The sequence below is a fragment of the Roseimicrobium sp. ORNL1 genome (assembly GCF_011044495.1).
In the GTDB taxonomy this organism is placed as follows: Bacteria; Verrucomicrobiota; Verrucomicrobiia; order Verrucomicrobiales; family Verrucomicrobiaceae; genus Roseimicrobium.
On record NZ_CP049143.1, the window covers coordinates 2,937,540 to 2,957,419 of the forward strand.

General features: G+C 59.9%; 18 protein-coding genes. 5 read left to right on the forward strand and 13 right to left on the reverse strand.

Features of this window, described 5'->3' with window-relative positions; all coding sequences use genetic code 11:
* Positions 1 to 194: 194 nt before the first annotated feature.
* On the reverse strand, positions 195 to 1,544 hold the full coding sequence (locus G5S37_RS11875) for an NAD(P)/FAD-dependent oxidoreductase (protein WP_165204043.1): 1,350 nt from the start codon (positions 1,542 to 1,544) through the stop codon (positions 195 to 197).
* Positions 1,545 to 1,773: 229 nt separating this feature from the next.
* Here G5S37_RS11875 and G5S37_RS11880 point away from each other — a divergent pair, with 229 nt between their 5' ends.
* Positions 1,774 to 2,640, forward strand: coding sequence for a hypothetical protein (locus tag G5S37_RS11880; protein ID WP_165204045.1), 867 nt, complete (start codon positions 1,774 to 1,776; stop codon positions 2,638 to 2,640).
* Positions 2,641 to 2,757: 117 nt separating this feature from the next.
* On the opposite strand, the gene G5S37_RS11885 is transcribed toward G5S37_RS11880, so the two are convergent.
* The 7 genes from G5S37_RS11885 to G5S37_RS11915 form a co-directional block, all read right to left on the reverse strand.
* The gene (locus tag G5S37_RS11885; protein ID WP_165204047.1) at positions 2,758 to 3,072 is read right to left on the reverse strand and encodes a YbaB/EbfC family nucleoid-associated protein; all 315 of its coding nucleotides are present in this window, start codon (positions 3,070 to 3,072) and stop codon (positions 2,758 to 2,760) included.
* A gap of 69 nt (positions 3,073 to 3,141) precedes the next feature.
* Complete coding sequence (gene dnaX, locus G5S37_RS11890) at positions 3,142 to 5,034, reverse strand: DNA polymerase III subunit gamma/tau (protein WP_165204049.1); 1,893 nt, start codon at positions 5,032 to 5,034, stop codon at positions 3,142 to 3,144.
* Positions 5,035 to 5,100: 66 nt separating this feature from the next.
* Positions 5,101 to 5,892 carry a hypothetical protein gene (locus G5S37_RS11895; RefSeq protein WP_165204051.1) on the reverse strand — a complete coding sequence of 264 codons (792 nt, stop codon included), beginning with the start codon at positions 5,890 to 5,892 and terminating at the stop codon, positions 5,101 to 5,103.
* Between the two features lie 414 nt (positions 5,893 to 6,306).
* Positions 6,307 to 7,026: a Pycsar system effector family protein gene (locus G5S37_RS11900; protein ID WP_165204053.1), complete on the reverse strand. Its 720-nt coding sequence runs from the start codon at positions 7,024 to 7,026 to the stop codon at positions 6,307 to 6,309.
* A 247-nt stretch (positions 7,027 to 7,273) separates the two neighbouring features.
* Positions 7,274 to 7,603 (reverse strand): cupin domain-containing protein, encoded by a 330-nt coding sequence (locus G5S37_RS11905; RefSeq protein WP_165204055.1) that lies wholly within the window; start codon positions 7,601 to 7,603, stop codon positions 7,274 to 7,276.
* Between the two features lie 66 nt (positions 7,604 to 7,669).
* Positions 7,670 to 9,004 carry a hypothetical protein gene (locus tag G5S37_RS11910; RefSeq protein WP_165204057.1) on the reverse strand — a complete coding sequence of 445 codons (1,335 nt, stop codon included), beginning with the start codon at positions 9,002 to 9,004 and terminating at the stop codon, positions 7,670 to 7,672.
* A 67-nt stretch (positions 9,005 to 9,071) separates the two neighbouring features.
* Positions 9,072 to 9,707 carry a Pycsar system effector family protein gene (locus G5S37_RS11915; RefSeq protein WP_165204060.1) on the reverse strand — a complete coding sequence of 212 codons (636 nt, stop codon included), beginning with the start codon at positions 9,705 to 9,707 and terminating at the stop codon, positions 9,072 to 9,074.
* 271 nt (positions 9,708 to 9,978) lie between these two features.
* Here G5S37_RS11915 and G5S37_RS11920 point away from each other — a divergent pair, with 271 nt between their 5' ends.
* The gene (locus tag G5S37_RS11920; protein WP_165204063.1) at positions 9,979 to 10,773 is read left to right on the forward strand and encodes a prolyl oligopeptidase family serine peptidase; all 795 of its coding nucleotides are present in this window, start codon (positions 9,979 to 9,981) and stop codon (positions 10,771 to 10,773) included.
* Positions 10,774 to 10,841: 68 nt separating this feature from the next.
* Here the strand turns inward: G5S37_RS11920 and G5S37_RS11925 are convergent, their stop codons facing one another.
* Positions 10,842 to 11,315, reverse strand: coding sequence for an SRPBCC domain-containing protein (locus G5S37_RS11925; RefSeq protein ID WP_165204066.1), 474 nt, complete (start codon positions 11,313 to 11,315; stop codon positions 10,842 to 10,844).
* Positions 11,312 to 11,722 carry a metalloregulator ArsR/SmtB family transcription factor gene (locus G5S37_RS11930; protein ID WP_165204069.1) on the reverse strand — a complete coding sequence of 137 codons (411 nt, stop codon included), beginning with the start codon at positions 11,720 to 11,722 and terminating at the stop codon, positions 11,312 to 11,314. The genes G5S37_RS11925 and G5S37_RS11930 overlap by 4 nt, the downstream gene beginning before the upstream one ends.
* A 152-nt stretch (positions 11,723 to 11,874) precedes the next feature.
* On the opposite strand from G5S37_RS11930, the gene G5S37_RS11935 reads away from it, so the two are divergent.
* Positions 11,875 to 12,633 carry an RraA family protein gene (locus G5S37_RS11935; RefSeq protein WP_165204072.1) on the forward strand — a complete coding sequence of 253 codons (759 nt, stop codon included), beginning with the start codon at positions 11,875 to 11,877 and terminating at the stop codon, positions 12,631 to 12,633.
* A gap of 302 nt (positions 12,634 to 12,935) precedes the next feature.
* Here G5S37_RS11935 and G5S37_RS11940 read toward each other — a convergent pair whose 3' ends face one another.
* Positions 12,936 to 14,777: a hypothetical protein gene (locus G5S37_RS11940; protein ID WP_165204075.1), complete on the reverse strand. Its 1,842-nt coding sequence runs from the start codon at positions 14,775 to 14,777 to the stop codon at positions 12,936 to 12,938.
* Between the two features lie 388 nt (positions 14,778 to 15,165).
* Between G5S37_RS11940 and G5S37_RS11945 the strand changes: the two genes are divergently transcribed.
* Together G5S37_RS11945 and G5S37_RS11950 are read left to right on the forward strand one after the other, a co-directional pair.
* Positions 15,166 to 16,962 (forward strand): sulfurtransferase, encoded by a 1,797-nt coding sequence (locus G5S37_RS11945; protein WP_165204078.1) that lies wholly within the window; start codon positions 15,166 to 15,168, stop codon positions 16,960 to 16,962.
* Positions 16,963 to 17,007: 45 nt separating this feature from the next.
* Positions 17,008 to 18,183, forward strand: a complete 1,176-nt coding sequence (locus tag G5S37_RS11950; protein WP_165204081.1) for a L,D-transpeptidase family protein — start codon at positions 17,008 to 17,010, stop codon at positions 18,181 to 18,183.
* A 979-nt stretch (positions 18,184 to 19,162) separates the two neighbouring features.
* On the opposite strand, the gene G5S37_RS32680 is transcribed toward G5S37_RS11950, so the two are convergent.
* Positions 19,163 to 19,297 carry a hypothetical protein gene (locus tag G5S37_RS32680; protein ID WP_276617040.1) on the reverse strand — a complete coding sequence of 45 codons (135 nt, stop codon included), beginning with the start codon at positions 19,295 to 19,297 and terminating at the stop codon, positions 19,163 to 19,165.
* A gap of 25 nt (positions 19,298 to 19,322) precedes the next feature.
* A complete protein-coding gene (locus G5S37_RS11955; RefSeq protein ID WP_165204084.1) occupies positions 19,323 to 19,784 on the reverse strand; it encodes a VOC family protein in 462 nt (153 codons plus the stop codon).
* Positions 19,785 to 19,880: the final 96 nt, after the last annotated feature.

The window sequence follows — 19,880 nt, forward strand, 5'->3', positions numbered from 1 at the left end:
GTGGCAGGGTCGTCCCTAGTCTGCGAAGGAAACATCAAGGCCGTCCTCGATGTCCGTGATATTCATCAATTCATTACGAATATCGTTCTCATAAGATGCATCATTTCTGCCCGGGGTCAAGCGATGGCCCCGCGTCCTCCTGGCCAGCAAGTTGAAGTGGCACACATTGGCAGAGCTCCGCCGCTCCATCACATTCAACCCGCCGCTATCTTGAGTATTCTTTCCGCTTCACGCCTTCCGCTCAGGATGGCCCCGGGCACGGTGCCGAAGAGCCCCTTGTTCGTCGCTTCTCCTGCGAAAAACAAGCGGCTGCCCACTGGCTTGGCCAGCTCTGCGACATCGCTCATGGGAGAATTCACCTTGGGAAAGAAGTAGGCGCCACGGCTGAACGGGTCTGTTCCCCAGCGAGTGATCTTCGCCTTCAAGGGAGCAGGCACTGGTTCTCCCGTGGCGGTGCGCAACTCCTCAAGTGCGATCTGAGCCACCGCCTCGTCAGACATCGCTTCGCGTTCTCGTGCCAGGGCCCCGCTGTGCCACATAAGAAGAATATGCCGGTCTGGGATCACGCGTGAGAGACTGGAGAACGCCACGCCCCAAGGCGCGGAGGACTTCAAACTCAGGAACCAGTTGGTATCTTCCGGCCAGAACCTTTTGGGAAATTCCAGGAATACCTTCCCCAGGCACCCCATGCCCATCCGGGCAATCGCCTGGCTCTTCGCAGGTGGCAGAGCAGGGGAGAAGCGCACGCTCTGCGACTGGAGTACTCCCAGCGGCAGCGTGCACAGCACGTGCTCCGCGTGGTAGACGTCCCCGCCCTTGGTGGTCACGGTGCATACTTCCTCCCTGTGATCGATCTCCGTTACCACCGCTCCAAGTCGCACATCGAGCAGCCCGGTGGCGAGCAGGGCTGGCACCTGATCATAGCCTCCGGTCAGAATGTGGTTCCCACCCGAAAAACCCTCCTCGTCGCCGATGCTCTGGATCGCTATCTGATTGATATCGCCCCCGTATTCCAAACCCACCTCGGAGGCTACCATGGCGCGCAGCTCTGCTGCCTGTCGGGGCGTCAGTGATTCCTCCGCTACATAACGGTCCATGGCGTCCTGAACCGAGTGCTTCAGTTCGATCTCATCTTCCGCCTCCTCGATCACTTCCGTGAATGCCTCCATGCGTTCCGAGAGCTCTTCCGCGTCCACGTCTTCACCCTTGCGCACCGCCTGGACCGCGTCCGAGGAAAATGGCACGCTCGCCCAGCGATGCCTCTTCGCCATCTCCCAGACTGGATTCATCTCTCCGTCGCTGTTCTTCGTGCCCTGCACATACTGTGCGCCGATTTCCACCGGCACGCCGAAGGTGGCGCGGTCCGTATGCACCCTGCCTCCGATTCGCTTGCGGGCCTCCAGCACCGTGACCTTTGCTCCTGCTTCTTGAAGCAGCTTCGCTGCCGCCAGGCCTGACACGCCCGCGCCGATAACAATGACGCGCAGCCCCGGTCGCACGGCGCCACTCCCCACACGCGCGCCCATACCAGCCAGGGACGCCATCGCACACCTGCCCATGAAAGCCCGGCGCGCCAGCCTCGGTGGTTTTGACATATCGGGATGTTACACAGAAAGCCTCAGGCACGTCAATCCGCGAGCCCTCGTGTGTTCGTTCTGGGTCTGACCGGTTTTCTGGCATTTGTTCCATCCGGTCCAAACTTCCGCATTTTGTCTGGAACTTTCCCCCAAGGGTTGGTGCAATGGCCAATACTCCAATATTATGAAAACCCTGATGCTTGCCCTGTCTCTGCTGGTCATGCCTCATGCAGGCATGGCTGAGGTGCTCTACCAGAAGGAGGGCACCTCGCGTATCTCAGGATCCAAGGTGTACCATGAGGTGACGGATCGCATCGAGATACCCAGCGAAGAATACCGCTCGCTGCCCCGATTTCAGATGGGCAAGGACCCCATACCCGTCACCATGGAGGACGTTATTCGACTGGCCGATGCCCATTTTCAGAAGACTTTGGGAGTTCCATTCACGGAAGACAACGGCTTCATCGACATCAAACTGAGTTGGACGGGGGGGCGCGGGAATCCCATCTGGTGGTATCACGTCCGCTTTGATCTATTTCATGGAGCAAAGCCCCGCACAGACGACAGGGACGAGTATCAACTTGGTATTCCCATGAATGGGAAGGTCTACGCCGGGACAAGCACAAGGAAGGAGATCATCGACACCAGCGACCCCATCAAGGAATCCGGCATCCCATTTTTGCAGACCGGGAAAAGGTCTGAACTTCATCCCATCGAGGCCGAATTGGTTCGGCTTGGAAATTCTCCGGTGATTCAAACGGATAAGATTCCCGGGGTGTATCTCCATCAGAATGGGACTTCTGCATACGTCTTCTATCCAGATGGAACCATGTTCACCTTTTACTTCAACAAAGGGCTCTACAAGGTGGACGACAAGGGCAGGGTGCTCAAAAGCTATGTGTACGGCCCTGACAAGGATAAGCTCGCCGACTTCCAGTACACTGGGGTTATCCGAAACGGAGCGTTCGTGAGCGATCACGGCGACTACACCCAGGTGTATCATCTGAGGGATGAACGAACGTCCTCAACCCAAGAACCGGCATCCCCCCAGCTTCCGAAATAGGCAACAGCGTGGGGCCATTCGCCAAGAAACAACAAAGCGCGTGCCATGCCGGCACGCGCCCTGCCTAAAAAATAAACTCTGCGGCTTCGCTGCTTTGCGTTTCAACAACGCATCGGCCTAGAAACCCATCCCTGGAGGCAATCCCATGCCCTGGGTGATCTTGCCCATTTCACCGGCGGCGAGTTCCTTGCTCTTGCTCAGCGCCTGCTGCACGGCGGTGAGCACCAGGTCCTGCAGCATCTCCACATCTTCCGGATCCACCACTTCCTTCGCGATGGTGATGGAAGTGATTTCCTGTGCGCCATTCGCCGTGGCTTTCACGCGGCCGCCTCCGGCAGCGCCTTCAACCGTCTTGCCGGCGAGTTCCTGCTGCGTCTGCGCCATGTCGGTCTGCATGCGCTGCATCTGTTTGAGCATTTTCTGGATATTCATGGGGAAAGAGAAGGGGATGGAAGGTTGGAATACTGGAAGAGTGGAATGATAGAAGGTGAGGTCGTTTTGTTACTTCACCAACGTCGCCTTGAACTTCACAATCGCGGCCTGGATCAGAGGATCGTTGTAAAACTCGGGATCGGCGGCCACGCCTTCGGGTTCCTTGGGAGTTTCAGGGGCAGGGGCGGCTGCTGCAGGGGCCTCCTTCGGGGGCGGGGGAGCGGAGTCGCCGAAGTTCAGGCCGAAGGTCATCTCTGTGGCCGGTGGCGGCTTGAGGCTCGGGTCGAGCACGACCTCCATCTTCAGGGGGCGTTGCAGCACCTTCGTGATGCACTCTTCCACCTTGGCCTTGCTGGCGGGGCGCAGCAGGCTTTCGCGAGCCATGGACTCGGTAGTCGGCAGGCCAATTTTGGCCGTCTGACCGGAGACTTCCAAGAGGGCGCCGTGCAACAACCACTCCTCATACAGAGGATAGTTCTGGTGAACCGCTTCGAGGATGTGTTTCCACGCTTCCTCCAGCGTTTCAGGAATGGGCAATGCCGCTGCTGCTGCAGGTGCAGGTGCAGCTTCCTCCACGGGAGCGGGAGCAGCGGGTGCCGGTGCAGCCTGCGGGACAGGAGCGGGAACAGCGGCAGGTGCGGGCGCGGGCTGCGGGGCCGCGCTCACGGGTTGTACAGGAGCGGGAGTCGGTACGGGGGCAGGCGCTGGCGCAGGTGCAGCTTGCACAGGCGTGGGAACTGGCGCAGGTGCCGCACTGATCGTCGCGGCCGGTGCAGGAGCCACGGGCACGGCGGCGCGTCGCGGTTGCGTCGGGGCGAGATTCGCGCCACCGCTGCCATCGTTCATGGCCACGATGACATCGCTGAGGGTCACTTCGCCGAGCGTCTGCACGGCCTGGATGAGGCCGAGTTCGAGATGCAGCAGCTTGTTGCCTGCCCATCGCATGCGGGCATCCACCTCGGCGAGTTCGTCCATCACACGGAGCAGACGGTCGGCATCGACCATGGCGGCCTGGGCGCGCGTCATGGCGGCGACTTCGGGAGAGAGATCCTCCTCCGCAGCGGCGGGGTCCACCTGATGCACCAGCACGGTGCGCAGATGCTGGATGAGATCCCCCAGCAGGCGCGCCAGATCCTTGCCTCCTTCGGCCTGCGTGTGCAGTTCCTGCAGGGCGCCTACGGTGTCGCGTTCCAGCACACGCAGCGCCAGATTGGCCACGGTCTCACCCTGGGTGAAGCCGAAGATGTCCAGCACGTCCTGCTCGCCAATGCTCTCGCCGCAAAAGGCCACGAGCTGGTCCAGCATGGACTGGGCATCGCGCATGCCGCCCTCGGCACCCTTGGCGATGGCGTAGGCTGCCTTCTCACTGAGTTTCACATTTTCCAGCGAAGCGATGTGCAGCAGGTGCTTTGCGATCAGGCTGGTGGGGATGCGTCGCAAATCAAACCGCTGGCAGCGGCTGATGATCGTGGGCAGGACCTTGTGCGCCTCCGTGGTGGCGAAGATGAACTTCACGTGCTCCGGCGGCTCCTCGAGCGTCTTCAGCAGCGCGTTGAAGGCGGCGGTGCTCAGCATGTGCACCTCGTCAATGTAGTAGATCTTGAAGCGGCAGCGGCTGGGGGCGAATTTTACCTCCTCGCGCAGCTCGCGGACCTGCTCCACGCCGTTGTTGCTGGCACCGTCGATCTCACGCACGTCGAGGCAGATGCCTTTTTCAATCTCGATGCAGAGCTCGTTGTCCGGGTCGAAGTCCACCTTCGGACCGCCGGGGCAGTTCAGGGCCTTGGCAAAGATGCGCGCCGTGGAGGTCTTCCCCGTGCCGCGGGGGCCCACGAAGAGATAGGCATGCGCCAGACGGTTCTGCGCGATGGCATTCCTCAGCGTGCGGACGACATGCTCCTGACCCAGCACGTCATCAAACGTGCGCGGGCGATATTTGCGGGCGAAAACCTGGTAACTCACGCCGACATGCTAGCGAGGGTGGGGGAGGGATGCCAGCGGGTGTTTTTTGAATTTCACACCCCTGTGTCAACTCCCATTCGAAAGCATTGAGAGTGAAGCATGTATTTCCTTCTCTGCGGTTGCCGTCGGGCGTGCGCCGTGGCGGGAGGAAGGAGCCTCCCGGAGCCTGCGAATGAAGCGGCCCATATCCCTCCAGATGCCGCCGTAGAACTCGCCATCCGTGGCGCCCATGGCGAGGAGGGCTGAGCGGTGATTCACCCAGAGCACCGTGCCTGCCGCCAGCCCGCGTGCGCGAAACAGGCTCTCCCACACCCGCCCATAGGACCGGCCATGCTGCCTGCCCTCCGCCCGCAGCCGCGCGCGGTGAAAGGCGATGTGCCCGGCCTCATCCCGGATGATGAGACGACACATGCCGCGCACCGCTTCATCCGGGCAGTGGCGGTACATCATCTTGTAATACACATGGCTCACGATTTCCGTGAGCAGCAGGGCCGACAGCTCGAACTGCACTCCCAGATGCTCCCGCAATCCGCAGAAGAGCGAAAAGCTCCAGTGCGATTGGATTTCCGGCGCGCCGAACCGCTGCAGTGCCGAGCCCAGCAGCCGCGAGTGCTCCGCTTCTTCGGCAAACCAAAGGTCCACCAGCCGCTTCATCCCGGCATCGGCATCCAGCAACGTGCCGCGGTTTCCTGCGATGAGATACGCAGGACCACCTCCGTCACCCAACTGGAACTGCTGCAGGGAGCGGATGAGTTTTCTTAACGTGCCTCCGTGCAGCCGGTGGGGCGCCTGCCAGTTCGGCTCGATGCGATGGTGCTTGTTGCGTTCGAAGTGTTGGGTCCATTCGGTGACATTCATGGCTGAATTGTGGGTTCAGCGATGAGTGTCCCGGAACTGTGTGTAGGGATGTTGAAGGACCTATGAAATCCCGGCGAATATCTGGTGCAGACATGCGCGACCTGTATTGGAAACTCCTACGCCGAAGGCGTTGTACATTGTCCAGCCCGTGGTCAGCTCGCGAAGCGAGCGCCACCCCGGGGACGTTCCGGAAATTTTTCGAACGCCGAAGGTGTTCCACAATGGTGGCATTCTGGTGAAAGGTACGGCGCGTCACATGAGCCGCCTTTGTGGAACACCTTCGGCGTTCATGAATGATTGCCTTGCACCCAAGGTGGCGCTCGCTTCGCGAGCTGACCTTGGGCTATTCAATGTGCAACGCCTTCGGCGTAGAAGTTTCGCCAGCCATATGCATCGAAACCAGCGTTCAGCACCTTAACCTCCCGCCAGTCTGCCATACGCCAGCACCAGCAGTCCCCTGGCCACCAGCCAGAGGATGAGTGCGACGCCCAGGCAACGCAGACCCACGCGGATGTGTGAAAGCTTCATCTCAAGCACACGCGACTTCGCATGCACCTGCTTGATGAGGCGGCTGAGCACTTGCGCGTTCGCCTGCTCCTCGAACCGCTGGGCATAGTCTTCGCAATCAAGCGTGATGATGTGCCCGCTGAAATAAAGGCTGGGATTTGTAGCAGTGTCTTTTGTCCGCAGGACAGCGCGGGGATACGTGGCCATCAGTGCATGAATGATGGTGGCACACAGGCACAGGAGGAAAAGTAGATACACAATGGCGGCCACCCATTCCATGGGGATCCACTGACGCAGCTCGAGGGTGGTGATGCCGAATCCCACATTCACCACCAGCGCCGCAAGAATGGCTGCGGTGCTCAGCGTGATTTGCGCTTTCAGGTCCGCGCGATTGATCTGCATCTCCACATCCTGATACAGGATCTGAATCACCCGCGTGATGTCCAGCGGCGTGCCCGCCACTTGAGTCGTCGCCGTGACCGTTGTGGGAAAAATGGGAACGGGTGGCGGCGGTGGGAGCGGAGGGGAGGGGGGCGTGGCCTCAGAGGAGGAAGCCTCAGCAGCCGCGGTGGTCGTGGCCGGAGCGGGAGAGGAAGACGACGATGAGGAGGGCTTGGCAGATTCCATGGTGTGGGTCCTGCGCCTTCAGCAGTGCGCTCATTCTGACACAGTCACGGGCTTCATCGCAAGAGGGATGAAGCGTGAGAAGTCGATAGTTTATGGTCGATAGTTGATAGCCTGAGAAAAGAGCGACGCGACCCGGCTCATGTATTTTTGGCCATCATTGTCTTGACTGTGCTGAGCCACGGCACCCCCCTCGCTGCTCGGCTCAGGCTATCAACCATCGACTCTAAACTATCAACCCTTCTCACCCTCACGCCACCGTCAGCGGCCCATCAAACACGGTGAGACTCACCACTTCCGTCTTCGCCACATGCGGCCCATGCTTCACCCCCTTGGGCGCATGGAAGAGCGTGCCCGGCACATACGCCACGCCATCCTCCTCCCACTCGCCGGAGAGCACCCACGCCCATTCGTTCGCGTGCGGATGCGTGTGCGCTGGGATGGTCTTACCCGCGGCAAACTTCCGCAGTACCACCACGCCGCCCGTGGTCTCGTCCTTGTGCAGGATTTTCAGCTCCACGCCTTCATAGGGACCAGGCTGCCACGGCTTCTCATCTGCGAGTGCGATGTAGGGAAACATGTCGTCATGCAACCGCTCCCTTGCATCTCAGGCAAGCGGAAAGGATCATCTCATTCATTCACTTACTCACTCCGCATCCTTCTGAGCCGCTGACTCACCACCCGCACCCACCGGTGGCACCCCCACGAAATACTCCCGGCGCAGCTTGCTGAACATCACCTCGGACGTGCCGTACTTCGGCAGCAGCCGGCGTTTGCCCGTGCTGTAGGAGACATACACCTCGTCGTTGTAGAGATGCATGAAGGGGGTATTCACCGCATTGTAGTCCACGATGGAGAAGACCGGCTCATATCTGCTGTAGCTGCGATCGATGCGTACGACGTCCACGCGATTCCGCGAAACTCCCTGCGTGCTCAAGGTGACACTCGGTGCCGTGAACATCGCCACCAGCCCAATGGGTCTGCCGAAATCCGCCAGCGCGGGGCGGCCGATGCCGTAGGTCCATTTCTTCACGGGCTTGTCGAAGGTGAAAAGGTCGTCCTTCTTCACCCGGCTCAGCACATAGCCATTCTCCTGCACGTTGCTGCGGAGATGCAGGTAGATGTTCTTATCATCAAAGGTGAGGACCGGTTCTGCGAGAATCTGGGTCTCACCCGGCAGCAGACGCGGATCCGGTGCGCCGAGCAATTCCCACGTGGCGCCGCCATCCTTGCTGCGCATGAGCACATTCGTCATGAAGCGCGTTCTGCCATCCACGGTGGCTTTGATCTGAATGGTGCTGAAGAGCGCCCCATCGCAGGCCACCATGTCGCATGTCGGATTGATGCCGCTGTCGAACTTCGCACCAAAGCCCCCGCCAAAGAGATGGTCCAGATGCGCCTGCACGGCGGGCACCGCGAGGTCGTGCGCCTGGTTCGCATCCTTCGCCACAGTGCACTTCACCTGCTGCAGGTCGGAGAGCTTTCCCGTGGAGATGGTGTAGTCCTTGTACAGCACGCGGTAGGATGCCTCCGTGTCCTTGGGGGCTCTCCCAGAGAAGAAGATGCGCAGTGTGTCCTCATTCAGCGCGTGAATGATCGGCGAGCCCACGAAGGTGTTGGCGAGTGTGATGCCATTGGAGCTCTCGCCGGGTTTGCACACATCCACCCACTGCACCGTGCCCATGGGATTCAGCAGGTGAAACACGGCCATGCGCACGAGTTGCCCGGCCTTGTTCTCTTCTGGCGTGGATTCATTGCACTGGTACACCACGTATCCCACGCTCTTCACGATACGCAGGGTGGACTGGTGGGCGTACTGCTCCGTGGTGTACTTGCTGATGACCTGCGCTGTATCGATGAACGAACGCGCGGAGACTTCGCCATTCGGAAGCGGCGCTGCCTGTTGACCAAGCGCCACTGACGAAAGGCAAAGCAACGCGAGAAGACCAGAAAGATGGGGTCGCGTGAGAGCGAAACGCATGCGTCCCTTTACCCGCATGCGCTGTCAGAGCGCAACCTCAAAGGCGCTTGGCTGGCCATGCCAGCCTCTACGTCCCCGGCAGCCTCCCGTACGCAATCACGATCACGGCCCGCGACACTGCCCAGAGCAGCAGCGCTATTCCCAGCAGTCGCAGCGCCCAGCGCACATGCCTGAGCTTTGCCTCCAGCACCCGTGACTTCGAGTGAATCTGCACCAGCACGCGCTCCAGCAACTCCCGGTTCGTCTGGTCCATGAAACGCTCGGTGTAGTCCTGCGCCGGAAGCTGGATCACATGGCCGGAGAAATAGAGTCCCGGGAGACCCCGGTGCGTGTCCTTCCGCCCAACCGCACGCGGATACGCCGCCAGCAATGCATGCACGATGGAGCAGCACGCGCACGTGAGGAAGAGGGTGTACAAGACCACCACACCCCAGTCGAGGGGCGTCCACTTGGTGACCTCACGCGTGGCCAGGCCCATGCCCAGATTCGCCACCAACGCGGCGAGGATGGCCGTGGTGCTTAGCGCGATCTGCGCCTTGAGGTCCGCACGGTTGATTTGCGCCTCCACATCGGCATACAGCACCTGGATGATGCGGGTGAGTTCCAGCGGCGTCTCTCGCAGCGGCGTATCGCTGGTGACCAGATTCGGATAGACCGGCACCTTGTCCTGGTCATCTTCGGTAAACGTTTCTACGGTCTCCATGAATATTATCTGGCAGGGCGATGGATAAAAGGGCCGTGACGCGCATTTGCGGATCAACGGGAGGGCACTGAATGACGGAGTTTCCCCAGACTTCAAATGGTGGAATGTGAACAAATGCGTGGGCGCGGCTTTCTGCAATGCATCGGCAGGGTGCTCACGGGTGACGAAATCGCAGGCAATCCCTGCATGTTTCATGGGGCAACTCGCGTTTTGCCCATGCGACGCCTGACTTTTATCCTCAGGTTTGAGCTTTCCCTCCAGGAACCACCCCATGAAGAACCTGAACATTGTGCGCGTCATCAGCCTGTTGCTCTTCGCACCCGCGGTCTCTGTCTCTGCGAACGACGCCTTGCCCAAGACGGCTGAGAAGTTCGAGGTCAACGGCCACATGACCTACCTCTATGCGGCGCCACAGCCTGCGGCGGGGAAGCCGTGGATCTGGTATGCACCCGTGATAAAGGGCTTTTCGCTCGCGGGGAAGAAGGTGTATTTCGAGGGATTTCTGCGCGGAGGCATCAGCCTTGCAGGGATGGATCTCGGAGAGGTGCGGGGCGGACCCGCCAGCACGGAGCAGTTCACCCTCTTCTACCAGGAGATGGTCAAGCGCGGCTGGTCACCCAAGCCGATCCTGCTTGGTCAGAGTCGCGGTGGACTGATGACGCTGGCCTGGGCCATGCGGAATCCTGACAAGGTGCAGGCCTTCGTGGGGATTTATCCTGTGTGCAATCTTGAAACTTGGGGCATGAAGAACCTGCCGGTCACGCTTGCCGATTACAAACTGACCGAGGCCGACCTTCGCACGAGGTTGCCTGAGTTTAATCCCCTGGATAATCTGAAAGGGCTGATCGAGAGAAAAGTGCCAATGTTCGTCGTGCACGGCGATGTGGACAAAGCCGTGCCGTATGAGGAAAACACCCTCATCCTAAAGCAGCGTTATGAAGCCGGCGGCGCCCCGATCACCGTGAAGCTCATCGCCGGGGAGGGACACCAGGCAACGCCATCGTTCTTCGAGAACAAGGAGTTGATCGAGTTTGTGCTGAAGCAGGCGGGAGCCAAGGCACCCTAGACTCGCAGTCTTGAGCGCATTGGCACACCTGAGCGAAGGAGCATTCCAAACAATCTTCCATTATTCCATCACTCCGCTCCTTCCCCCTGCTTCTCCAGATAAGCCGCGAGACAAGTCCACCCACTCGTCCACCCGTGCACATGACCGGCGTAACTGTCGGAGTTCGGGAATCCCGTCTGAGTCATACGCACTTCCGTCTCATCGCCGACAGAAACGAACTCAAGCTGCACGATGGACTCCAGATTTTCCCAGTCCGGGTCGTCTTTCCATTGCCACGTATACTCCAGTTGGTGAGGGGACTCGATTTTCTTGTACGTGCCACCTACAATGAAGAGGCCGCGTGGTGATTTCATATTGAGGAGAAAGTTTCCTCCCTCGCGGAAGTCGACAAAGCCTTCCGTCACACTGCAGTCCTCTGGGCCGAACCAGGCAGCTAGATTTTCATACGAAGAAAATGCAGCAAACACTTGCTCACACGTGGCAGGGAAGCGGTGGGTGAGCTTCAGGACTTGGGGTGTTTCGGTGGCGGCGATGGTGCTCATGGCTTTGGCTTGGTCTTTGGTTTCCTAGGGGATTGCGATGTGGATGGCGCGTTGGATGGGCCGGTGGTCTTGGTGTCTCGAAATAGTTTCTCCAGCCGCTGGAAGCTTCCGGTCCAGAATTGGCGCTGTTGTTCCATCCAGTTCATGGCCTGATCGAGTGGGGCGGGATTGGCGGAGATGTAGTGCAGCCGGCCATCCACGCGACGTTTCAGCAGACCAGCATTCTCCAGCACGCGAAGGTGTTTTGAGACGGCGGGTAGGGACATTTCCAGCGGCTCCGCCAGCTCTCCCACCGTAGCTTCCCCTTGCCGCAGCCGCTCCAGCATGTGGCGGCGGGAGGCGTCACTGAGTGCTGCGAACACGGCATCAAGATGCTGGGCAATCGGAACAGCAGGCGGGCGGCGCATGTGAAAACAGTTAACCAAAAGGTTAACTGTTGCAAGGGCATTTTTTGAAATTCGTCGGCCGCGATCCCGCAAAATGCCGTTTGCGTGAGCATTTCAGGAACGTAGATGGCTTCTCCAGAAGCCTTGTATTCTTCATTCCGCACCTCCACACCATGTCCACCACTCCTCAGCTCCCATACTCCGAACTCCTGCAGCTCAAACGCTGGAACACCCCCACCATCTACAACGGCTGGGAACAGGTCACGAAGCGCAATCCCGCCGCTGATGCTTTCAATATCGAAGAGACCCGCGACTTCATGCCGCAAATGGGACCCATGGTGGGCTACGCGGTCACCGTGGTGATCGAGCCGAGCAATCCCAATCACCGCAAGACCAACCCCAATGCCGGCGCGGAATACCGCCGCTACATCGCCAGCATTCCTGGGCCGAAGATTGTGGTCATCCAGGATCTCGACAAACCGAGAGTCATCGGCTCCTTCTGGGGGGAGGTGAATGCGAATGCGCATCGGGCCCTCGGCTGCATCGGTACCATCACGGACGGCGCCATTCGCGACCTGGATGAGATGACCAATGCCGGGTTCAAGTCCCTCGCGCGCCGTCTCTGTGTGGGGCATGCTTTCCCATCACCCGTGCGTTGGGGATGTGAGGTGGAAGTCTTCGGCACGAAGGTGAATCCGGGCGATCTCATTCATGCAGACAAGCACGGCTTCATGGTGCTGCCTCCGGAGGAGCAAGCGGGCCTGCTCGAAGCCGCGCGCTTCATGGATGCCAATGAGTGCAATACCGTAATCCCCGTGGTGCGCAACTCCACCGGCCGCCCCACGCTGGAGATTGCTGAGGAGCTGGAGAAGTCCATCGCCACCTTCAGCCAGAACGTGCGTGAGAAGTTCAAGAGGGAAGGGGAGTGGTGATCCTCACGGTGCACCACTACACCGACCATGCGTGGCTTCTCTTCAAGGAGTGGGGGCATTCCTGCCCCCATTTGGCGTCGCAAGTCTCTTGTGTCGATGATACGTGATCATGACGCCCGCACCCCTGGCGATCTTCCTTCCCGACTTTCGCTGCTTGTTCCAATCGTGATGCAACCCTTCCCCGGCTCGTCACGCCTCAAATGGGGCCAGGAATGACCCCACTCCTTGAAGGGAAGCTCACCTGTAATGATAGATCTGTTGCCGAAGGCCCTGAACCGAACACGCAGCGTACGGACCTCCTCCTAAAACCCCGTCGTCGGAAACCATCGGCTGTACTCATTCTCATCCAGCTTCTTCAGCGGAATCGCAAGCGGCACGGGCACGCCTTGCTTCGACCACCTCGCGATATCTTCACGATGTCCCAGCCTGCCCAGCACTTCGAAGAGATTGCCATGCGGCTTCTCCGTCCAGCCCACCTCCACGCTGGGGTCCCATACGGCAATGCCGGTGGCGCCAGCCTTGTAGAAATTCGTCACTTTGGTGCACAGGTCCTTGGGTTGGCCGGACTTCCATGAAATGACAAAGGGATACAGCCCCACCTTCGTACCCTCGACCAGCTTCTTGTAATACACCATATCAGGCTGCGCGAAGGACGTGTGATGCGCGAACCACGCCACGCCGAGGTCGTCCACCAGGCCTTCCTTGATCCAGAGCGGCAGGTCGAGTCCCCACCGTTTGTTGTCCGCCTCCTTGCTGAAGGTGCCGAGCGAAATCTTGTACCGTTCTGTGCGGCCCTGCTTCTTCGCCGTGTCATCCAGCAGCGTGCGGATTTGCCTCAGGAAGTCCGTCATGATCGCCGCGCGTGTGGCCTGCAGTCGCGGGTCATCTTCATCCACATCACGCGCCTCGGTGCCGTGCATCTCCTTGAAGCGGGCGCAGAAGGCATCCTCCCAAAGCATGAGCGGCATGCCGCGGTGGAAGAGAATGCCCACGCCCTCCGGCTGGAGTTCCAGCGTCTCGCTCAGGATGTCGAGCAGATGCTGCCGCACTTCCGGCACGGCATGGCTCATGTGCATGGTGGGAGTGCCATCGCGGTCCACACAGCGCCACTCTGGATGCGCGTGGTAGAATTTGCTGTCGAAGGTCTCCTCATACGGCATGGAGGCCTTCCATCCCGCAGGGCGCAGCATCACGTGAAACTCCACGCCCTGCTCGCGCGCGGCTTCACGCGCGACCTCCAGCGGGTTGATGCCCTTCTTGTGCAGGTCCTTGATGGAATTCACAAACCACTCATGCTCACGCGTGGGGAAGTCGGTCGTGTTCTCACCGGGAATGTTTCCCACCTTGCTCGGATAGATCACAAGGTCCGCACCCAGCACCTGGAACCACCACTTGCCGATGTCCGTATTTTCCATGCCACGGAAGGACGCGAGCAGATCATCCTTCGTCTCTGGCGCATACGGCCAGATCCAGCTATGCCCATCAAACGTGGCGATCGATGTGCGTGTGCCTTCGCCTGGCTTGGTGTTCTGCTGCTGCGTACTCCACGCGCTGGCTTCCGCATCTGTGAGTGGCACCAGCTTCACGTAGCAGAGGGTGGCGGGGAGGTTCGGCAGTGAGCCGATCTGCAGTGACTGATCATCGAGCTTTGCCACGGTGAGGAACTCATCCTGGATCATATCCACGCGGTTCGGCAGCAGGCCCATGTTGTTCGCCATGCGCTTGAAGATGCGCTCACCGCTGAGCTTCGCCCGCATGCCGTTCTTTGCCTCCTTGAAGCCGGTGGATACGGAGCTCACGCCGAGATACACCGCGTGCCAGCCCTTGGCATTCAGCGGCAGGTCCACCACTGGCGCATGGGTGAATGAGTAAGTGGAGAGCGCCCAGCCCTTCATCTCCGCCGTGGCGAAGGGGATGACCTTCCACTTGCCCTTCTCGCGCTGGCCCTTCGTGAGTGCCGTCTCCGGGGCGACTTGCGAGAGGTCCGTGAGCATCACCGCCTTGCCATGCTGCGACCAACGCCGGGCATCGGTGGGCATGAGCTCCGCACTCGTCGGCGCTACTGGCTTGTGCTCCTTGGCATCGGTGGCCAGAGCGAGGGAAGGCAGGCCATGCAGACCTGCGACAAGCGTGAGGGCGGACATTCCACGAGATAGGCGAATCATGGGAGAAGCGTGGGAATTGGGTTGAGGCGACGCTTGGTACGGTGGGGGCCACTTGGTTCCTTCGTTCACCTTTGGAGGGGTTCATCGCAAAGCAGCGAAAGGAGCCAAGCAGCAAAGAGAATGCACCATGCTGCGCGTGGGTTCTGCTGTCGGGTCGGAAGACCCAACGCCCACTGTCAGGCCGGAAGGCCTAACCTCCGTGGAATTCTTTGCTGCTCTGCTGCTTTCGCTGCTTTGCGACAAAAAGAGCCTTCGACGCCAGGGCGGCCCCACCCACATATCGGACCTGACTATTGTGGATTCTGGGTTAGGTTGTACTTCCCGCCCGTTTGCCCGGGAGTGGACCCCCAAGCCAAACCGAGTCTCCATGCCAGATACCGTTTCGATTCAGAACATTGCCGCCTACAAATTCGCGCCCATGCAGGACTTGCGTGACCTGCGCGCGTGCCTGCTTGCCAAATGCAAGGGCTGGAACCTCAAGGGCACCATTCTGCTGAGCCCGGAGGGCATCAATCTCTTCGTCGCGGGCGAGGCGTCCGGCATCGAAGCACTGCTGGCTGAGTTGCGTTCACTGCCCGGCCTCGCGGACCTCGCGCCGAAGTACAGTGAGACGGACCACCAGCCCTTCCGCCGCATGCTGGTGCGGTTGAAGAAGGAGATCATCACCTTCGGCGTGGAGGGCATCAACCCCGCCCTGCGCACCTCGCCCAAGTTGCAGGCCAGGGAGCTGAAGCAGTGGCTCGATGAAGGCCGACCCGTGACGCTGCTGGACACGCGCAACGACTACGAGGTGAAGCTCGGCACCTTCAAGAACGCGCTGCCGATTGGCATCGATACCTTTCGTCAATTCCCCGATGCGGTGCGCAAGCTGCCGGAGGAAATGAAGGATCAGCCCGTGGTGATGTTCTGCACCGGCGGCATCCGCTGCGAGAAGGCGGGTCCCTTTATGGAGCGTGAGGGCTTCAAACACATCCTGCAGCTCGATGGCGGCATCCTGAAGTACTTCGAGGAATGCGGCGGCGAGCATTACGATGGCGAGTGCTTCGTCTTCGACCAGCGCGTGGGCGTGGACCCCGCACTGCAGGAGACCGAGTCCACCCAGTGCTTCCAGTGCCAGTCACCGCTCAGTCCGGAGGATCAGCGACACGAGCGCTACGTGAGGAATGAGTCCTGCCCGTACTGCTTCACGGAGCCTGTGGATAAGATGCTGGAGAACATCGCGACCAGGCATGAGGCGATAGCTCGCATCACCTCGCCGCTTCCGGGCAGCAAGCCATATGAAAACCTGCGCCCTTTCAACATCCCTGCCGCGTGCGATGGCATGCCACTGGCGGAGGCGCTGGCGCGGCTGGTTGTGCCGGTCGGTCGCGAGGCGTGGGTTACCGCGTGTGAGTCAGGTCGCATCCTGAACGCAAATCATGAGCCAGTGAAGCCAGAACAGATCGTGTACGGAGGCCAGCGCTATCTCCACAAGCTCGGGGAGATTACTGAGCCGGACGTGAATGTCTCCATCAACATCCTGCACGAAGATGAAGCCATCATTGTACTGAACAAACCAGCGCCACTGCCTGTGCACCCCGGCGGGCGATTCAATCGCAATACCCTGCGGCACATCCTCCATGAAGTGTATCAGCCGCAGAAGCCCCGCCAGGCTCACCGGCTGGATGCGAATACCAGCGGCGTCATGGTGTATGCGCGCACCAGACATTTTGCTGGGATAATCCAGCCCCAGTTCACCGCTGGCGAGGTCGCCAAGTTCTACCTCGTCCGCGTGAAAGGCCATCCTGACCAGGACGCGTTTTCCTGTGATGCTCCCATCGGCAATGAGTCGGGAACCATGGGCACGCGTGAGGTGGATGATGCCAATGGCAGGAAGTCGCGCACCGAGTTCAAGGTGTTGCGCCGCGATGGCGATGGTACGGCCTTGCTCGAAGCCCGGCCGCTCACCGGCCGCACCAATCAGATCCGCCTGCATCTCGCGCACCTCGGCTGGCCTGTGGTGGGAGACCAGGCTTATCTCTCCGGTGTTCAGCGCGGAGACACCCAGACTCATGAACCCGATGACGCACCCCTCTGCCTGCACTCCTCCCGCATCCAGTTCGTGCATCCGTTGACTCGCCAGACTGTCGAGTTCACCGCGCCACCGCCTGCGTGGGCCGTGTAGCGAAGCGTGTTGGCAAGGAGACTCCCATCTGCTGTCATGCGGTTCATGCGCTCTCTTTGCCTGTGTATCTGGGTGAGTGGTTTCGTTGCTGCACTCACTCTTGCGGCTCAAGAAGTGGTGCCGGTTGCGGAGACACAAACACAGTCGCCTGCTCTGCACGAGGTGCCTCGCGTCGCCTTGTTGCTCGATGCTGCTCTTTGTGATGGCTTCGACTTCCCTGCCGGAGATGTGAACGGCAAGGGCAGCTACCGGGACAAGAGCACGCGACGCTATCATCAGGGCTGGAGTATCACTCCTGTCTTACCAGAGGCAGGAGGCTCCGTTGACGTTGCGTTCCCAGGCGAACTTTGGAATGGCCAGGGTGGTGGTGCCACGGATGCAGGTCAATCCGTGTACGCTATCGGCAGTGGCACGGTGCGTTCCGTCATCGATGATGGAGCTGCGGAAAGATCGGTCATCGAGATAGAGCATCGCTTTGTCGAAAACGGCACGCTCCGCACGGCGGTGTCTTACTACAAGGGCATAGCTGACACCAAGCTGAAGCCCGGTGATCCAGTGAAACGACGTCAGCAGATTGGCGTGATTGCCCGGGGAGCGGGGGATGCACCCACGGGATTGATGCTCGGCATTCAAGTGGAGACTGCCGGCGCGCCTGCATCGCCCACACTCACGCCGTCCGCTTTCATCCGCGAACGCCGCAAGCTCCTCGTGCCCTCGCGTGAGCCGGAGATCTTCATTGCCATGAAGCAGGACTATCGGCTCTACCTTTTTCGCAAGGGAAAGCTCGTGAGCACCTTTCCCATCGCACTCAGCCAGGATCCCATCGGTCCGAAGACGCGCGAAGGCGACAATCGCACCCCGGAAGGGGAGTACCGCATCACGCAGAAGGCGAAGGGACCCTTCGGCGGCGACTACGGCGACTACCTCGGCAAGGCGTGGATCCGCATCAGTTATCCGAATGCCTATGATGCCCGCTTGGCATTGGCCGAGGGCCGCATCACCGAGAGCCAGTGCACCACCATCGTCTCCGCCACGAACGCACGCAAGATGCCACCCGCCAAGACCAGCCTCGGTGGCGGCGTGGGCATTCACGGCTGGGCCAGCGACTGGCCGGATGGTCCGCAGCATCTCACGTGGGGCTGCCTGAGCCTGCGGGAGGCAGACCTCATGGCGTTGTATGATCTGATGCAGCAGGGGGCGCTGATTCTGATGCACCCGTGAACTGAAACGGTCTCGGTGACAAACGCACTGAACTGTGCAATAACATCAAGTCGGCCGGAGAGGAACGCATGAGCACGCTGGAGCGAGAAAGGAAGTACATCGAGAAGTGGCGCCCCAAGGCCGTTCGAGGGGATGTGGTTGCCATGTCGAACCTGGCAGCGGCGTATCGTATTCTGGAGAACTTCAGGCTTTCAGCCCATTGGTATCGGAAGGCTTCCGAGCTAGGGGATGGTGAAGCTCAAATGGAATGGGGCTACTGCCTCCAGCATGGCATCGGTGTTCAAAAAGATGAGAAAGCTGCTGAGCAAGCATATCGTTGTGCCATAGGCTCTGAGTGTGTCACGGACTACAGCCGCGAAGAGGCGATGTATCACCTCGCAGTGTTGCTTCTCGGCAGGCGGTCGCCCTCGTCGCGTCGCGCCGCCTCTCAACTGCTTCGTGAGGCGAATGTAGACGGGGACTATCCCCAGGCAGAGGCCCTCTCGCGAAATATCGAGTTAAGGGATATCAAGGAAATCTGCATCTGTCGTCGACATCTCAGGCCCCGCCTCGCGCGGAGACACTGTCCCCTGCACGGACCACATCGAGACCTGCAAGGCGGTGTAGCGAAAGGGAGCCATCCAATTTTGCGGCCTCTGCCTCGCAAACCTCACAGCGCACTATGATCCGATGCCGCAGGGCTCCCTGATTCTGACGCATTCGTAGCCGCGGCATCCGTGAGTTTGCGTGTGCGTTTCGCCTTCCGCTGCATCGCCAGATGCGTCTTGAATTCCTCAAGCGTCACCGCGTTTCCAGACGCATTCAGAAACGCCTCCCACGTTTGAACCAGCCGCTTCCGATGTGCGGTGGATGCAGATGCCTGTCGTGCCCGGGTTCGTGTTTGCACCCGCCTCCGTTGTGTCCGTGTCCCCCTATGCCTCACCCTCATGATTCTCTTTCTCGTTCATCTCCAAAAAAATGCTCGCTGCGGTTTGATGTCCTACTCCCCGCTGTCGGGATAGTGAAAAATATCCTTCCTCGGATGATCCGCCACCACGAGATACAAAAGATCTTCCGTGCCCTTCGATGAGATTTGCTCCACCCAGGGAAGAGTATCGAGTGGGGCGGTGTTCATCTCATGATTCCGCGCTGGCCGGGCCCTACTGCTTGCATCGCTCGTTGAGGCGGCGTTGCATTTCCTCTGGGGAAACATCTTCGACACGGGTGGAGAAGGTCCACGCATGGCCCGAGGGATCCTCCAGCTTGCAGGTACGGTCGCCATAGAAGGCGTCCTCCAGAGGCTGTAGCACCTTCGCGCCTGCGGCCACCGCCTTTTGAAAGAAGGCATCCACATCTTCCACATAGATGAGGGTTGAGGAACCCGAACCGCCAATCGTCGCCGGGCTCAGACATTTCCAATCAGGAAACTCATCTGCCAGCATGATCGTGCCACCGCCGATCTCCATCTCTGCGTGGCCGATCTTGCCATCGGGCATGTGGAGCTGGTACTCCAGGATGGCGCCGAATGCTTTCTTATAGAACTCAATTGTCGCCTTGGCGTCCTTGCAGACGAGGTAGGGTGTCGCGCCTTCGTATCCTTGAGGAATCGGTTTGGCTTTCATGCCGCCAGAGTGCCATGACACGGAAGGAGGGGAAAGGGTTTTTGGAGCGAGTAGTCGGTAGTCAGAAGGGGCGTCCATCAGCAGTCGAAAAGGGTC

What these genes read in the sequence shown, in the direction of transcription:
- G5S37_RS11900 (WP_165204053.1), bottom strand. Translation starts at nt 7,026, where the DNA reads ATGGAATCTGCCAAGCCCTCCTCATCGTCGTCTTCCTCTCCCGCTCCG.
- G5S37_RS11905 (WP_165204055.1), bottom strand. Translation starts at nt 7,603, where the DNA reads ATGTTTCCCTACATCGCACTCGCAGATGAGAAGCCGTGGCAGCCTGGT.
- G5S37_RS11920 (WP_165204063.1), top strand. Translation starts at nt 9,979, where the DNA reads ATGAAGAACCTGAACATTGTGCGCGTCATCAGCCTGTTGCTCTTCGCA.
- G5S37_RS11885 (WP_165204047.1), bottom strand. Translation starts at nt 3,072, where the DNA reads ATGAATATCCAGAAAATGCTCAAACAGATGCAGCGCATGCAGACCGAC.
- G5S37_RS11910 (WP_165204057.1), bottom strand. Translation starts at nt 9,004, where the DNA reads ATGCGTTTCGCTCTCACGCGACCCCATCTTTCTGGTCTTCTCGCGTTG.
- G5S37_RS11950 (WP_165204081.1), top strand. Translation starts at nt 17,008, where the DNA reads ATGCGCTCTCTTTGCCTGTGTATCTGGGTGAGTGGTTTCGTTGCTGCA.
- G5S37_RS11955 (WP_165204084.1), bottom strand. Translation starts at nt 19,784, where the DNA reads ATGAAAGCCAAACCGATTCCTCAAGGATACGAAGGCGCGACACCCTAC.
- G5S37_RS11930 (WP_165204069.1), bottom strand. Translation starts at nt 11,722, where the DNA reads ATGCGCCGCCCGCCTGCTGTTCCGATTGCCCAGCATCTTGATGCCGTG.
- G5S37_RS32680 (WP_276617040.1), bottom strand. Translation starts at nt 19,297, where the DNA reads ATGAACACCGCCCCACTCGATACTCTTCCCTGGGTGGAGCAAATCTCA.
- G5S37_RS11875 (WP_165204043.1), bottom strand. Translation starts at nt 1,544, where the DNA reads ATGGCGTCCCTGGCTGGTATGGGCGCGCGTGTGGGGAGTGGCGCCGTG.
- G5S37_RS11925 (WP_165204066.1), bottom strand. Translation starts at nt 11,315, where the DNA reads ATGAGCACCATCGCCGCCACCGAAACACCCCAAGTCCTGAAGCTCACC.
- G5S37_RS11940 (WP_165204075.1), bottom strand. Translation starts at nt 14,777, where the DNA reads ATGTCCGCCCTCACGCTTGTCGCAGGTCTGCATGGCCTGCCTTCCCTC.
- G5S37_RS11935 (WP_165204072.1), top strand. Translation starts at nt 11,875, where the DNA reads ATGTCCACCACTCCTCAGCTCCCATACTCCGAACTCCTGCAGCTCAAA.
- G5S37_RS11945 (WP_165204078.1), top strand. Translation starts at nt 15,166, where the DNA reads ATGCCAGATACCGTTTCGATTCAGAACATTGCCGCCTACAAATTCGCG.
- G5S37_RS11895 (WP_165204051.1), bottom strand. Translation starts at nt 5,892, where the DNA reads ATGAATGTCACCGAATGGACCCAACACTTCGAACGCAACAAGCACCAT.
- G5S37_RS11880 (WP_165204045.1), top strand. Translation starts at nt 1,774, where the DNA reads ATGCTTGCCCTGTCTCTGCTGGTCATGCCTCATGCAGGCATGGCTGAG.
- G5S37_RS11915 (WP_165204060.1), bottom strand. Translation starts at nt 9,707, where the DNA reads ATGGAGACCGTAGAAACGTTTACCGAAGATGACCAGGACAAGGTGCCG.